Origin of the sequence: Streptomyces capitiformicae, from assembly GCF_002214185.1 — a bacterium.
GTDB lineage: Bacteria > Actinomycetota > Actinomycetes > Streptomycetales > Streptomycetaceae > Streptomyces > Streptomyces capitiformicae.
The window spans coordinates 34,070-50,572 of sequence record NZ_CP022161.1 but is presented as its reverse complement, the minus strand read 5'-3'; the positions used below and the strand labels follow the sequence as shown (position 1 = coordinate 50,572).

At 72.6% G+C, this 16,503-nt stretch carries 2 protein-coding genes; both read left to right on the top strand.

What is annotated here, in order from left to right:
* The first annotated feature begins 54 nt into the window (after window positions 1-54).
* The gene (locus tag CES90_RS00130) at window positions 55-1,791 is read left to right on the top strand and encodes a fatty acyl-AMP ligase (RefSeq protein ID WP_229913708.1); all 1,737 of its coding nucleotides are present in this window, start codon (window positions 55-57) and stop codon (window positions 1,789-1,791) included.
* Window positions 1,792-2,074: 283 nt separating this feature from the next.
* Entirely contained in the window at window positions 2,075-16,438 is a 14,364-nt protein-coding gene (locus CES90_RS00125) for a type I polyketide synthase (RefSeq protein ID WP_189782129.1), read from the top strand.
* Window positions 16,439-16,503: the final 65 nt, after the last annotated feature.

Genomic DNA, 16,503 nt, shown 5'->3' with positions numbered 1-16,503 from the left:
CCGCCTATTCGGACAGGTGAGACACGTCACATGGCACGTTCTCTGATCGACTTAATGGCCGCGCACGCCTCGAACCATCCCCAGCGCACCGCCTACCGCTACCTCGTCAGCGGTGACAGCGACGGTGAGGTTCAGGACATCTCGTACGCGCGCCTGGCCGGCCGCTCTCGGGCCATCGCCGCCTGGCTGCAGGACCGGGGACTGTCCGGTGCCCGCGCCATCCTGCTCTACCCGCCCGGCCTCGAGTTCATCTGCGGCTACCTCGGCTGCCTCTCGGCCGGTGTCGTCGCCGTACCCGGCGTACCCCCGCAGGGACGGTCGCAGAACCACCGCGCCCTGACCCGGATGAAGCGCCTCATCGCCGACGCCGACGCCAAGGTGATCCTGGGCGGCCGGGACGTCGTGGCCGCGCTCGGCACCATGGCGGAGCACCTTCCCGAACTCGACGGGATCACCCGCGTCGTCACCGAGGACATACCCGACGACCTGGCAGGCTCCTGGCGGGAACCGGACCTCACCGCGGACTCGGTCGCCTTCCTCCAGTACACCTCCGGCTCCACCTCCGCCCCGCGCGGCGTCATGGTCACCCACGGGAACCTGCTCGACAACGAGCGGGTCATCGCCGAACGGATGGGCCACACCCCGGACGCGATCGCCGCGTACGACAACGAACTGTTCGTCAGCTGGCTGCCCGTCTACCACGACATGGGCCTCATCGGCCCGGTCCTGAACACGGTCTACATGGGCGCCACCAGCACCCTCTTCTCGCCGCTGCACTTCCTCCAGCGGCCCACGCGCTGGCTGACCGCCGTCAGCCGCTTCCAGCCGCACACCAGCGGTGCCCCCAACTTCGCCTTCGAGCTGAGCCTGAAGCACGCCACCCCCGACTTCGTCGACGGCCTGGACCTCAGCCGCTGGAGGGTCGCCTTCAACGGCGCCGAACCCGTACGCGCCGCAACCCTGCGCCGTTTCACCGAGACCTTCGCCCCGGCCGGCTTCCGTCACGAGGCCCACTACCCCTGCTACGGCCTGGCCGAGGCCACCCTCATGGTCAGCGGAAGCACCGTCGACGCCCCGCCCGTCCTGGTCGAGGCGAGCGGCACCGCACCGCACGGGGGCTCGGCGGACGCGGCGGCCGTCGGCTCCGGGCGGCTCGGCCCCGGCATGACCGTGGTCATCGCCGACCCCGAACTGCGGGAGGGACTGCCTGAAGGTGAGGTCGGCGAGATCTGGGTCGGCGGCGCCAGCGTGGCCAAGGGCTACTGGCGCAACGCCCTCGCCACCCGCGAGACCTTCCGTGCCACCCTCACCGACCCTCCTGTCGGCCAAGAGCGCCGTTTCCTGCGCACCGGCGACCTCGGGTTCCTGCGCGACGGCGAACTGTTCGTCACCGGCCGCCTCAAGGACCTCATGGTCATCGACGGACGCAACCACTACCCGCAGGACCTGGAACTCTCCGCCGAGATGTCCCACCCCGCCCTGCGACCCGGCTGCACCGCCGCGTTCTCCCTGGACACCGCGGCGGAGGGCGGGGCGGAAGGCGGCGTGGGAGGCGAGCAGCCCGTCCTCGTCGCCGAGGTCGCCCCGGAGGACGCGGGTGAGGCCGAGAAGATCATCGACACGGTCCGCGGCGCGATCGGCGAGGCCCACGGCCTGGCGGTACGCGATGTCGTGCTGATCCACCCCGGCACGATCCCGAAGACGTCCAGCGGGAAGATCCAGCGCAACGCCACCCGCGCCGCGTACCTCGACGGCAGCCTCTCGGTGGTCGGAACACCCGCCACGACCTGACATGGGGCCGCCGCCGACACGATCAACCGCCGTGTCGGCGGCGGCCCGAGGTAGGTAGCGCCCGCCGAAAGTCGTACGCCCGACAGCGGCTGTCGCCACCGGGGCGTCGCCGCAGTCCGCGGAACCCGCGCCGATCGAGCGCCGACCGAACCGGCGTCGCCGACCGAATTCGCGCCGTTCGATTCGAACCGCGGGTCGGCCGCCTCCGTATCCCCGCGTACCGGCCGTATCGCGCCGGTACGGAAACCGCCTGAGCCCCGAGTCCACGAGGACACCTGCCCAGATGCCTGCGAACGAGTCCCCGAAGCAGACCCCCGAGACGTCCGTCACGACCGCGCACGGCGTGCGCTGCTGGCTGGCGTCGGCCGTCGCCGAGGCGGCCGGGCTCGACCCGCTGACCGTCGACCCGCACCGGCCCATCGCCGAATTCGGCCTGGGATCACGCCAGTTGGTGACGCTGGTCGTAGATCTCTCCGAGCGGATCGGCCGCACCCTGGACCCGTCCCTCGTCTACGACCACCCCACGATCGCGGCGATCGCCGAGGCGGTACTCGACGACGGGCCCGCCCCCGCCATGACGGCGACGGACCCGTCCCCCACACACAGGCGGGCACGGCCCGACGACGACATCGCGATCATCTCCATGGCCTGCCGCTTCCCCGGCGGCGCCGACGATCCCGAGGCACTGTGGCGGCTGCTGACCGAGGGCCGGGACGCCATCTCCGAGGTACCAGCGGGCCGTTGGAACACCGCCGGCCTCCACGACCCCGACCCGGAGGCCACCGGGAAGGCGTACACGCTGCGCGGCGGCTTCCTCGCCGACATCGACCGCTTCGACGCGGCCTTCTTCGGGATATCGCCGCGCGAGGCCGCGGCCATGGATCCGCAGCAACGACTGCTCCTCCAGACCACCTGGGAGACCCTCGAACGCGCCGGGATCCTCCCCGAGACCCTGAACGGCAGCTCCACGGGCGTGTACATCGGCCTGTACGACAGCGGCTACCTGGCCTCCGCCGCACTGGGCCAACTCGACGGGCACGTCGGTACGGGCTCGGCGTCCAGCGTGGCCTCCGGGCGCATCGCCTACACCCTCGGCCTCCAGGGCCCGGCCGTCACCGTCGACACCGCCTGCTCCTCCTCCCTCGTCGCCCTGCACCTGGCGGCCCGGGCGCTCGCGGCGGGCGAGTGCGACCTCGCGCTGGCAGGTGGCGCGACGCTGCTGGTGACCCCGCGCGGGCACGTCGAGTTCAGCCGGCTGCGCGGACTGTCGCCGTCCGGGCGGTGCAGCCCGTTCGGGGCCGACGCGGACGGCGCGGTGTGGGCCGAGGGCTGCGGTCTGGTCCTGCTCAAGCGGCTCTCGGACGCGCGCCGGGACGGCGACCGGGTCCTCGCCGTCGTCAAGGGCTCCGCCATCAACCAGGACGGCCGCAGCCAGGGCCTGTCCGCCCCCAACGGCCCTGCGCAGGAACGCGTACTGCGCGCCGCCCTGGACGCCGCCGGCCTCCGCCCGGACGACCTCGACTACGTCGAGGCACACGGCACCGGCACCAAACTCGGCGACCCCATCGAGGGCCGCGCCCTGGCCGCCGTCTTCGGCCCCGGCCGCCCGGCCGGACACCCGCTCACCGTCGGCTCCCTGAAGTCCAACATCGGCCACACCCAGGCCGCGGCGGGCATCGGCGGCGTCATCAAGACCGTCCTCGCACTCGGCCACGAGCACCTACCCGCTTCCCTGCACGCCGAGACCCCGACCGAACACGTCGACTGGGCGGACGCTGGCTTACGCGTGCAGGACACCGCGAGCGCCTGGCCGCGTGGCGGGGAGCGGGTGCGCCGGGCGGGCGTGAGCGCGTTCGGCATCAGCGGGACGAACGCACATGTGGTGCTGGAGGAGGCCCCCGAAGACCTGGCCGCACCAGCGGCAAGGGGCGCTCGTGCGAGCACCGAAGAACCACCCGCCCCCCATACGACTCTGTTCCCGCTCTCCGCCCGCACCCTCCCCGCCCTCCAGGGCCAGGCCGCCCGGCTGCACGAAGCCCTCACGGCCGCCCCCGAGCTGCCGCTGCCCGCCGTGGCCGCCACGCTCACCCACCACCGCACCCACTTCGAGCACCGAGCGGTCGTCCGGGCCGCCGGCCGCGATGACCTGCTGACCGCCCTGCGCGGCCTCGCCGACGGACAGCCCGACGGACAGCCCGACACCGACCTCGTCGTCGGCCCCCGACAGACGCTCCCCGCAGGCAAGGTGGCGTTCGTCTTCCCCGGCCAGGGCGCCCAGTGGACCGGCATGGCCCGCGATCTGCTCGACCGCGACGCCGTGTTCGCGGACGAACTCGACCGCTGCGACTCGGCACTGCGCCCCTTCACCGGCTGGTCGGTGACGGCCGTCCTGCGCGGCGACACGAACGCCCCTTCCCTGGACCGCGTGGACGTCGTCCAACCGGTCCTCTTCGCCGTGATGGTGTCCCTGGCCGCCGTGTGGCGGGCCCGAGGCATACGCCCCGACGCCGTGATCGGGCACAGCCAGGGCGAGGTCGCGGCGGCCTGTGTCGCCGGGGCGCTCAGCCTCAACGACGCCGCCGCCGTCGTAGCCCTGCGCAGCCAGGCTCTGACCGAGCTGTCCGGCACCGGCACCATGGCCGTCGTCGCCCAGCCGCACACCGAGGTCGAGGCCCACCTCGCCGACCTGGACGGCCGGGTGTCCGTCGCCGCCGTCAACAGCAGCCGCTCGACGGTGATCGCCGGTGACGTCGAGCCCCTGGAGACCCTGCTCGCCGAACTCGACCGGCAGCAGGTCTTCGTCCGCCGCCTCGACGTCGACTACGCCTCCCACAGTGCCCGCGTCGAACCGGTCCGCACGACGATCCTCGACGAACTCGACGGCGTCACCACCTACCCGACGTCCGTCGCCTGGTACTCGACGGTCACCGGCGAGCCGGTCACCGAGGAGCTGGAAGCCCACTACTGGTACGCCAACCTCCGCGAACCCGTCCGCTTCGCACCCACCGTGGAGCGCATGCTGGCCGACGGTTACCGGTACTTCGTCGAACTCGGCCCCCACCCGTCCCTGCTCACCGCGGTGCGCACCATCGCCGAGGACATCGGCCACGACAGCCTGGTCGCCGTCGGCTCACTGCGCCGCGACGAGGACGGCCCCGGCTGCCTGGACCGGGCCGCCGCCGAACTCCATATCCACGGACGGCGGATCGACTGGTGCCGCCTGGTCCCGGGCAGCACACCGGCGGACCTGCCGACGTATGCCTGGGACGCACAGCGCCACTGGATCGAGCCCGAAACCGTCGCCGGCGCCGCCTCCGGTCTCTTCGACCGCGCCGCGCACCCTTTGCTCGGCGTCCAACTCCAGTCGGCGGACGAGACCCGCTGGACCTTCCGGGGCGAGTGGTCCCCGGCCACCGCCGACTGGCTGCCCGACCACGCCGTGTTCGGCCGGACCGTGGTCTCCGGCACCACCCTGATGGAGCTGTGCCGCGCCGCCCTCGACGTGGCCCGCCCGGACGCCCCGGGTGACGTCACCGACCTGCTCATTCTCGCCCCCTTCACCCTCCCCGCCTCCGGCACGGTCGAGGTCTCCGTCGAGGTGGTCACCGCCGGTGCCGTACCGGAGATCACCGTCCACAGCCGGCCGCGCGGCCAGGAGGCCATGGGCTGGACCCTGCACGCCACCGCGTCCGCCGACGCATCGGCCCCCGTCATGGCCGTCGGCCCGCCGGCCTGGCCGCAGACCGTCCAACCCTCCTGGACCCCGGAGACGTACGAGCGACTCGCCGGCCAGGGCCTCGGCTACGGCGCGGCCTTCCAGGGCGTACAGGAAGCGGTGCCGACTGCCGAGGGCGAACTCCTGGCACGCCTCTCACTGCCCGCCGCGGCCCGCGACACGGCCGACCCGTACCCCGTCCACCCGGCCCTGCTGGACGCGGCCCTGCACGTGGCCGCCTCCTTCGACACCTCCGACAGCCGCGTCCTGCTGCCGGTCGCGGTGGGCCGCTGCGTCCTGCCGCCCGGCGGCGCCACCGACCTCATCGCCCTCGTCCGGCGCACGGGCGGCTCCGGCACGGACCTCACGATGGACGTGACCCTGTGGGACACCGACGGCCTCCCCGCAGGACGACTGGAAGGCGTACGACTGCGCGCCGCCGACCCGGCGGACCTGAACAGCGGCGCGGAGAACGGCCGCCACCTGTACGAGGTGGTGTGGACGGCGCTCACCGATCTCACCGAGGAACCCGCCGAAGGCCCGGGCACCGAGTGGACCGTGGTGGGAGACCCGGCGGATCCGGAGGTCGCGGCGGCGCTGCGCGGACTCCGCGCCGAGGGGATCCGGGTCGGTGAGGGAGCGGTCGGGGCCGGTGACACGGCCGCCGACGTCCTCGTACGGTTCTGGCCGTGTCCGGCAGCCGACGCCGAACCCGCCGCCGTGGCACAGGAGTTGGCGGCCACGGCACTGGCCGAACTCCAGACGCTGATCGCCCTGCCACAGGAGCAGGCGCCCGCCCGGATCGTCTGGGTGACGCGGGGCGCGGTGGCGGCCGGCGAAGGCGACACGGTTCCTGGGTTCGCCCAGTCGGTGCTGTGGGGCCTGGCCCGCAGCGCACGCACCGAGCACCCGGACCTCGGGCTGACCCTTCTCGACCTCGACTCCCCGGACTCCCCGGATGTCCTGCCGACAGCCGTCCGTTACGTCGACGAACCCGAACTCGCCTGCCGAGCAGGTGCGTTACTGGCCCCGAGGCTGGTGCGGGCCCGCGCCGCGGACGCGTTGCGCATCCCCGCCGGAGACACCTACGAACTGACCGGATACGAACTGACCGGCCTCACGACGGACGTGACACTCCGCCCGGCCGAGTCCCGGATCCTGGACCCGGGCCAGGTGCGCATCCAGGTGCACGCGGTCGGTGTACGGCCGCTCGCCGGGTGCGCGGGGATCATCACCGAGGTCGGGGACGAGGTCGAGGGCCTCGCCCCCGGGCAGCGCGTCGTCGCCCTCGCCGGCACCGCGCCGGGTTCCGAGGCGGTCGCCGACGCGCGGCTGGTCGCGGTGCTGCCCGACGAGACACCGTTCACGACCGCGGCCGCCGCCCTCGCTCTCACGCCGGCCGTTGCCGATCGTGAGGACGCTCGTGAGGAGCCCGCTCGTGAAGAGTTCGTCCGTGAAGCCGTCGACGCGGCTCTGAGCGCCCCCGTCCGCCCCCAGGTCTTCCCCGTCACCGCCGCACGCGAGGCGATACGGCGACAGCACGCGACCGGCGCCCCTGTCGTCCTCGACCTCGTGGGCCGCCCGGCACTCGTACCCACCGACGGCACCGTCCTGATCACCGGCGGTCTGGGCGCGGTGGGCCGCCACATCGCCCGGCTTCTCGCCGAACACGGCGTCCCCCGCCTGCTGCTGACCTCCCGTCAAGGCGATGCCGATCCACGTACCGCCGAAGTCACCGCGGAACTGACCGCCCTCGGCACCGAGGTCGAGGTCGCCGCGTGTGACAGCGCGGACGAGGCGGCCCTGGCCGACGTAATCGGCCGTATCGGCGACGACCTGCCCCTGCGCGGTGTCGTGCACTGCGCCGGCATCCTGGCCGACGGCGTGGTCGCCGAGCTGAGGCCCGAACGCCTCGCACAGGTACTGCGCCCGAAGGTCGACGGCGCCGTCCACCTGCACCGACTCACCGCCCAGCTGCCGCTGGACCTGTTCCTGCTGGTCTCCTCCGCCGCCGGTGTGGTGGGCAACGCGGGCCAGGGCAACTACGCCGCGGCCAACGTCTTTCTCGACCAACTCGCCCAGCATCGACGGGCGTTGGGCCTGCCGGGCGTGTCCGTCTCCTTCGGTGCCTGGGCGGGCGAGGGCCTCGCCGCCGAACACGCCGACCTGGAACGGATGGCCCGCCTCGGCCACCGCGCCCTCACCACCGACCAGGGCCGCGAACTGGTCGGGCTCGCCCTGCGACAGGGGGCCCCGCACCTCGTCGCCTGGGCCCTGGAGCTACGCCGCCTGCGCGACAACACGGCCTCCACGAGCGGTGTTTCAGCGGCGCTCTGGCGCTCGCTGCTGCCCGCCGCCCGCGCCGACCAGAACAGCCGTGAGGGCCTGGCCGAACGCCTGGCCCGTCTCCCGGAAGCCGAACGCGCCGAACGCGTTCTCGCCATGATCCGCGAGGAGGCCTGCCGCGCCCTCGGCATGCGTTCAGCGGAGTCCGTCCGCCCCGACGAGCCGCTGCGCGACCTCGGCATGGACTCGGTGACGGCCGTCGAACTCCGCAACCGTCTCGGCAACCGCCTCGGCGCCAAGCTCCCCGCCACCCTCCTGTTCGACCACCCCACTCCGACCCGACTCGCCGAGCACCTCCTGAACACGGTGCTCGCACCGGGTGACCGCACGACCCGCCGCAAGGTCCCCGACGCGCCGGCCACCGCATCGGTCGACGAGCCGGTGGCGGTGGTGGCGATGGCGTGTCGTGCGCCGGGTGGTGTGACCGATCCGGAGGGGTTGTGGCGGCTGGTGGCGGAGGGCCGGGACGCGGTGGGTCCGTTCCCGGCCGGGCGCTGGGACGTGGAGTCGCTCTACGACCCCGATCCGGAGGCGCTGGGCAAGTCCTATGCCCGTGAGGGCGGCTTCCTGGACGACATCGGCTCCTTCGACGCGGGCTTCTTCGGGATCACCCCGAAGGAGGCGGCGGCCATGGACCCGCAGCAGCGGTTGCTGCTGGAGACGGCGTGGGAAGCGCTGGAGCGGGCCGGGATCGTGCCCGCCGAACTGGCCGGCAGCACCACCGGTGTCTACGTCGGCATGTTCGGCAGCGACTACCTGGCGGGCTCCCGCCTCGACCAACTCGACGGATACGTCGGCACCGGCTCGGCACCGAGCGTCGCCTCGGGCCGACTCGCCTACACCCTCGGACTCAACGGACCGGCGCTCACCGTCGACACGGCCTGCTCGTCGTCGCTGGTGGCGATCCACCTGGCCGCGCAGGCACTCCGCCATGGTGAGTGCGATCTCGCGCTGACCGGTGGAGTGACGCTCATGGTCACGCCCCAGACCTTCGTGGAGTTCAGCCGGTTGCGGGGGCTGTCGCCGACGGGGCGCTGCCGGTCGTTCTCCGACGCGGCGGACGGGGCCATCTGGTCCGAGGCCGTCGGGATGGTCGTACTGAAGCGGCTGAGTGATGCCCGGCGGGACGGGGACGAGGTACTGGCCGTACTGCGCGGTACGGCCGTCAATCAGGACGGGCGCAGCCAGGGATTGTCCGCGCCGAACGGCCCGGCACAGGAACAGGTGATCGAGCGGGCCCTGGAACAGTCCGGCTTGGAGCCCGCCGATATCGACTACGTCGAGGCCCACGGCACGGGCACCACGCTGGGCGACCCGATCGAGGCCAACGCCCTGGCCGAGGTCTTCGCCACCACCCGCCCCCAGGATCGTCCGCTGTTTCTGGGCTCGCTGAAGTCGAACATCGGCCACGCACAGGCGGCCTCCGGAGTTGTCGGACTGATCAAAGTGGTCCAGTCGCTTCGCCACCAGGCCCTCCCGCGCACCCTGCACGCCGACACGCCCAGCCGACATGTCGACTGGGACAGCAGCGGACTGCACCTTTTGCACGAGGAGGTGGCCTGGCCGGCTTCGGAGACGCGGGTACGCCGTGCCGGTGTCAGCTCCTTCGGTATCAGCGGCACCAACGCCCACGTGATTGTCGAAGAAGCGCCCCGGACCGAACCGGAGCCGTCAGTCGAACTCCCCCCGGGCAAGCGACTGTTCGCACTGTCCGGGCGGAGTGAGACGGCCGTGCGCGAGCAGGCCGCACGACTGGCCACCCACCTGCACGACGCCGACGACGCCGTACTGCCGGACATCGCCCACACCCTGGCCCGCCACCGCACCCACTTCGAACGGCGTGCCGCACTCGTGGCAGCCGACCGGGACGAACTCCTCGCCCAGCTCGACGCCTTGGCGACCGGCCGGGCCCCGCTGACGGCACCCCGCGCGGAACAGACCGGCAAGGTGGCGTTCGTCTTGGCCGGTCATGGCGGCCAGTGGCCCGGCATGGGCCTGCACCTGATGTCCCACTCGAAGGCGTTCCGTGAGGAACTGCTCCTCATCGACGCGGCGATCCGCGAGCGCGTCGGCTGGTCCGTGCTCGACGTCCTCAAGGACAGCAGCAACACCACCGACACAGCGACCGCCTTCGACCGCACCGAGATCCTTCAGCCGGTGCTGTTCGCGGTCAACGCCGCTCTGGGAGCCGCCTGGTGCGGCCTCGGTGTCACCCCGGACGCCGTGGTCGGCCACAGCCTCGGCGAGGTCGCCGCCGCATACCTCACGGGCGCTCTCACCCTGGACGACGCCGTCACCGTGGTGACCGGCCGAGCCCAGGCCGTCGCACCCCTGGCCGGAAAGGGCGGCATGCTCGCCGTCGAACTGCCGAGCCCGCAGGTCGAGGAACTGCTCGTACCGTACGCGGGCCGCCTGTTCGTCGCGGCCGTCAACAGTCCGCATTCCACCGCGGTCGCCGGCGACGCCGACGCACTCGCCGAGCTGCGGCAGCGGCTGGACGATCAGGAGATACCGGCCCGTCGGCTGTCGACGGTGTTCGCCTCGCACACCCCCGCGATGGCCCCGCTCCGCGAGGAACTCCTCAAGCGGTTCACTGAAGTCCGGGGCAGCCGGGCCCTGTTCCCGCTGTACTCCACGGTTCGCGCGGAACCGATCGCGAGCGATCAGCTGGACGCCGAGTACTGGTACGCGAACCTCAGCGAGCCCGTCCGTTTCGCCGACACCATCCGGCGCATGCTGGACGACGGCTACCGCTACTTCGTGGAAGTGAGCCCCCACCCGTCGCTCGGCTCCTCGATCGAGGCGGTGGCTGCCGAGGCCGGTGTCGACGCGGTGAGCGTCGGCTCGCTGAGCAGGCAGCAGGACGGGATGGACGTCCTGCTGGGCAGGCTGGGGGAGTTGTACACGGCCGGGTTCACGCCCGAGTGGGGGCAGGTGTTCCCGGTCGGTCACCGGGTCGACCTGCCCACGTACGCCTTCGCCCGCGAACGCCACTGGCTCGCCCCCGCTGCCCAGAACGGGGGTGGCGCCCCGTTGCTCGGCACGCACATCGAGGCCAGCGACGAACCCGACCGCCACCTCTTCCAGACCGACATCGACCTGCGCGACAGCCGCTTCGCCTACCTGACCGACCACAAGGTCACCGGCGAGGTCTGGCTGCCCGGCGCGGCCTTCCTCGACATGGCACTGGAGGGTGCCTCCGCCCTGCGTGAAGGCGGCGAAGTGCGGCTGGCCGACGTCCAGTTCGTCCAGCCCCTGCGCCTGGACGCCGACAAGCCCGTACGGCTGCAGCTGGTCCTGCGGCCCGCCGAGGACGGCTTCCGGGCCTTCACCATCGCCTCGGCGCCCACCGGTGAACGGCGTACGCCATGGGAACGCCACGTCACCGGACGCGTCGCCCTGGGCAGTCATACCGAAACCGACACCCACCCGGCGGCAACAGAGCGACTCGCCACCCTGCGCGAGTGGTGCACCGAGGAAGCCGATCTACCGACCGTGTACGCCGGCCTCACCGCCCTCGGCATCGACTACGGCCCGGCCTTCCGCGGCCTTGAGCAGGGCCACCGTACGGACGGCGCGGCTCTCGGCCGACTGGCCCCGAAGCCCGCCGCCGGTCATCTCCTGCACCCGGCGCTCCTCGACGCCGCCTTCCACACGGCCGCTCTGCCGGGTGACGCGCCCGAGGGGCGGGCGTTCGTGCCCGCCGGGGTCGGACGGCTGAGGTTCACCGGGCTGCGCACCGCACCCGTGTGGGTGACCTGCCACCTCCGTTCAGTGGACGGCGACACCGCCACCCTCGACCTGCGACTGTTCGACGAGAACGAGCAACTCGTTCTGGAGGCCGAGCAGTTCAGGGTCGCCGCGCTCTCGCCGCTCGACGGCGCCCTCTTCGAGACCCGCTGGCAGTCCCGGCCCGCCCCGCAGGCACAGCCCACCGACGACAGCTGGCTGCTCCTGGCCGACGACACGGGTGTGGCCGCCGCACTCGGCGAACGCCTGGACGCCGCCTCGATCCCGCACGTCATCGCCCGCCGAGGCGAGGCCTTCACTGTCGAGGGCCCCGGCCACTACACCCTCGACCCGGCCGACCCCGAGCAACTGGTCCGCCTGTTCGACGAGGCCTACCCCGACCAGCTGCCCGAACGCGTCATCCAGCTGACCGCCCTCGACGCCCCCACCATCACCGACCCTCATACAGCCGACGAAGCCGCCCGGCTCACCTGCCTGACCACCCTGCACGCCGTACGGGCGCTCACGGAGCGGCGGCGCGCCGGGAAAACGCCGAGGCTGTTCCTGATCACCCGCGGCAGCCAGGCCGCCGGTGACAGTACCCAGGTGACCTCCCCCCAGCAGGCCCTCGCCTGGGGCTTCGGCCTCGCCGTGGCCCAGGAACACCCGGAACTGTCCACCACCCTGATCGACCTCGCACCCACCGACACCGACGCCCTGTGGACCCAGCTGCGACACGCGGACGACGAACGCCTCGTCGCGCTCCGTGGAGCGGGCCGCCTGGTCCCGCGCCTGACCCGCACCCGCCCGGACGACGGCGGTCACGGCCGGATCACCCCTGACGGCGTGTACCTCATCACCGGCGGTCTCGGCGGCCTCGGCCGCGTCGTCGCCGACCGGCTGGTCCGCCGCGGCGCCCGTCACCTGGCCCTGATGAGCCGCTCCACCCCCACCCCGGACACCACCGCCTGGATCAGGGCCCTCGAAGAACGCGGCGTCACCGTCCGCCTGACCCGCGCCGACGTCACCGACCGCGACAGTCTCACCACCGCGCTGGACGCCGTACGACAGGAAGCCGGGCCGATCACCGGAATCGTCCACGCCGCCGGTGTCCTCGACGACGCGACGATCACCAACCTCACCGACGACCACGTCCGACGCGTCCTCGCCCCCAAGGTCCTCGGCACCGCCCTCCTCACCGAACTCGTCCCCGAAGCGGAGGACTTGATCCTGTTCGCCTCGGCTGCCGGTCTCCTCGGTTCGCCAGGACAGAGCCCGTACTCGGCGGCCAACGCCTTCCTCGACGCCTGGGCCCACCACCTCACCCACACCGACCGCCACGCACTCAGCCTCGACTGGGGCGCCTGGACGGGCGTCGGCATGGTCGCCGAATCGGGGACCCGCGCCGCAGAGATGAACCGTTCCGGCCTGGTGGCCTTCACCCCGCAGGAAGGCGGCGAGCTCTTCGACCGGGTGCTGTCCACCGAGCGACGCCAACTCGCACCCCTCGCCCTGGACTGGGAGATGCTCGCCCTCGACCCGGACGCGGCCCGCACGCGTCCCCTACTCGGCGACCTGGTGACCGTCCCCACGGGCGGCGGCACGGACGGCGCCGACGACCTGGTCAAGCAGGTGCTGACGGCGGCCACGGACGCGGACCGCGCCATGCGGCTCGAAGCCTACGTACGGGCCAGGGTCGGCGAGGTGTCCGGCGGTGCGGCGGAGGTGTCGGAGATACCGGCGAACACGCCGCTGAAGGAACTGGGCCTGGACTCCCTGATGTTCGTCCGCCTGCGCAACGCCTTCGCCCGTGAACTGGGCGTCGAACTCCCGGCCGCCGCCGTGTTCTCGGCCACCGACATCCGAGGCCTCGCTCAGGCCCTGGCCGCGGCCCTGCCCGAACGGGCCACCACCGAGGCCCTGGAGGAGCGGGCCGAGGCGGCCGCCGAGGTTCCCGACACCGAGCTCCGGCCCGCCACCCGCGACGTCGTACGTCTGCTGCGCAGCGCCCAGCCGGGCATGCCCGACGCGGCCCACGCCGTCGGCCTCGCCGTACGGCTCACCACACCGACCACCCACGAGACGCTCACCGGCATCCTCGACCGGCTCGCCGCCCGCCACGCGGCCCTGCGCACAGCGATCGAATCCGGCACCGGCAGGGGCCGACAGCTGCGGGTGGACCGTGAGCCGGCGGAGCCCTTGCTGCGCTGGACGACCGTGGCGGACGACACCCGAATCGACGCCGCCGACCGGCTGCGCACGCTGCTGGAACCGCCGTTCGACCTGACGACCGCACCCCTGTGGCGCTTCGAACTCCTCGACGGCGGCACCACCCACGGTCAGACCCTGGTCTTCGGCGCCCATCACGCCGTGAGCGATCTCCAGTCGCTGCTGCTGGTGGCGGGGGAGATCGACGCCGAACTGTCCGGCGCCCCGCTCGGCGCCACGGTCACCAACCGCGACATCGACCTCCTCATCCAGGCCCAGCAGACCGCCAAGGCCGACGGCGCGGCCGAAGGCGTGGCCGAGTGGCGCGAAGCCTTCCACGGCAGCGCCCGCCTCGACCTGACCCTCGCCCGGTCGCGCCCGGCGGAACGTTCCTACCGGGCCGGGAGCGTCACCGTGACGATCCCGGACGGCCTCATGGAACAGGTCTCGGCGGCCGCGAGCAGCCTCGCCGTCACGCCCGCCGCCTTCTGCCTCGGCGCCCTGACCGTGTTGCTGGCCCGTATGCGGGAGCGGGAGCGTTTCGTGCTGGCGGTGCCCGTGGACACCCGCATTCACGCCGACGCCTACGACGCGGTGGGCTTCTTCGGGGTGCCGGTGCCGTTCCCGGCCGAGGCCCGGGCGACGGAGCGCATCGAGGACGTACTGCGCCGCACCGACGGCCGCCTGGAGAAGGTCCTGGCGAAGGGCGCCATGTTCACGGACGTCCTGGCGACCCTGGCCAAGCAGGACCTGCATCGGGCCAACGCCCCTCTGATCGAGGTGTACTTCAACTTCGTCCGCTCCTCGGCGGGTCGTCTGAGCAACCTGGAGGTCCTCCCGGCAGGGACGGGCTACTCCGACCTCGACCTGATGATCACCATGACCCCGGACGCGGGCCGGATCCGCCTCGACCACAACCTCGACATCCTGGACGCGGCCACCGCAGGTGCGCTGGGGGAGGAGTTCCTGAGGCTGATCGCGGAGGCGGTCGAGGAGCCGTCGGCCGCGGTGCGTACGACGACGACCGACCGGCCGTCTGCCCCCACCCCCCGACACTCCCTCGCCCTGGCCGCCACCTTCGCCCTCGGCAACCTGCCGCTGATGATCGAGACGGCGGCCGGTGAGGGTGCGAAGGTCGCGGAAGCCCCGTACCACCAGGTACTCGCAGCCCTGCGCGACCCCTCCGGCGTCTTCGCCGACCCCGCCACGACGGTGGGTGTCGTACTGCTGCGGGCGACGGACCTGGAACGGTTCGGCCCAGTGGACGACGCACTCCTCGCCGAGCTGCGCACCACGTACCCGGCCGCGCTGCGCACCCTGTCCGAGCGCACCCGAAAGCCCTTGATCGTCGGCTTCCTCCCGTCCTCCCGCGACGACGACCGTCTCGCCGGCCAGGACCGCGACGACGACCGCCTCGCGCGCTGGGAACGCGAGATCGCCGCCGAACTCGCCGAACTGCCCGCTGTCGCGGTCCTCGGCCCCGACGACTGGACCCGCCACCACCCCGTGGCCGAACGCTTCGACGCAACGACCGAGCGACTGGCCCACCTGCCGTTCACCCCGCAGTTCCAGGCGGCGGTGGCCCTGCGCCTCGCCGACGTCGTACGGGCGGTGACCCGCCCCGCGCCGAAGGTGATCGCGGTGGACGGCGACGAGACCCTGTGGGGCGGGGTGGCCGGAGAGATCGGCCCCGACGCCGTCGATCTGACCGGGCCGCGTGCCCTGCTCGCGCGCCGGCTGTTGCGGTGGCGGGACGCCGGCGCACTGCTCGCGCTGGTCAGCAACAACGACGAGGACACCGTCCGCGCCGTACTGGACCGGCCCGACAGCCTCCTCAAGGCCGAACACTTCAGCGTGCTCTCCGCCGCCTGGGGCCCCAAACCCCTCCGCCTGGCCGACGCGGCGAACACACTCAACCTCGGCCTCGACAGCTTCCTCTTCCTGGACGACAACCCCGCCGAGATAGCCAAGATGCGCTCGGCACTGCCCCAGGTGCTGTCGGTGACCTGCCCGCCGGCCACCGAACTGGAGGAGTTCCTGGGCCGGTTGTGGCCGCTGGTTCCGATGGCGGCAACCGCCGAGGACGCCTTGCGGGCACGCTTCTACGAGCAGGAGCGCGAGCGGGACGCCGTACGCGAGCAGGCGGGTTTCGAGGACTTCCTCGCCGAACTCGACCTCCAGGTCGACATCAGGGCCCTGTCCGACAGCGACGTCCAGCGGGCCGAGCAACTCGTCCGCCGCACCAATCAGTTCACCCTGCACGCCCGGTCCGCCGACGGCGGCGACGTCGACCGCTGGCGCCAACACGGCGAGGTGTGGACGGCCGCCGCCCGGGACCGGTTCGGCGACTACGGCCAGATCGGGCTGCTCGCCCTCCGCGCGGACGGCGGCCAACTCGACGTACTGGCCTGGCTGATGAGCTGCCGGGCCCTCGGCCGGGGCGTCGAGGAACGCCTGTTGCAATGGCTCGCCGACCGGGCCGACGAACTGGGCTGCGCCAAGGTCCGCCTGACGGCGGAACGCACCCCGCGCAACGTACCGGCCCGCCGACTCCTCGCCGCGCTCGGCGGCGGAGAACAGGACGACGAGCGTCTGGAGCTCATGGTCACTCCGGAACACCTGCGGGCGTTCCGTTCCTGGCAGCAGTGACAGGGGCGTGACGGCGGTGATGGAGCACCGATGAAACCGATGGAAAGGACAGCGCACGAGGTGAA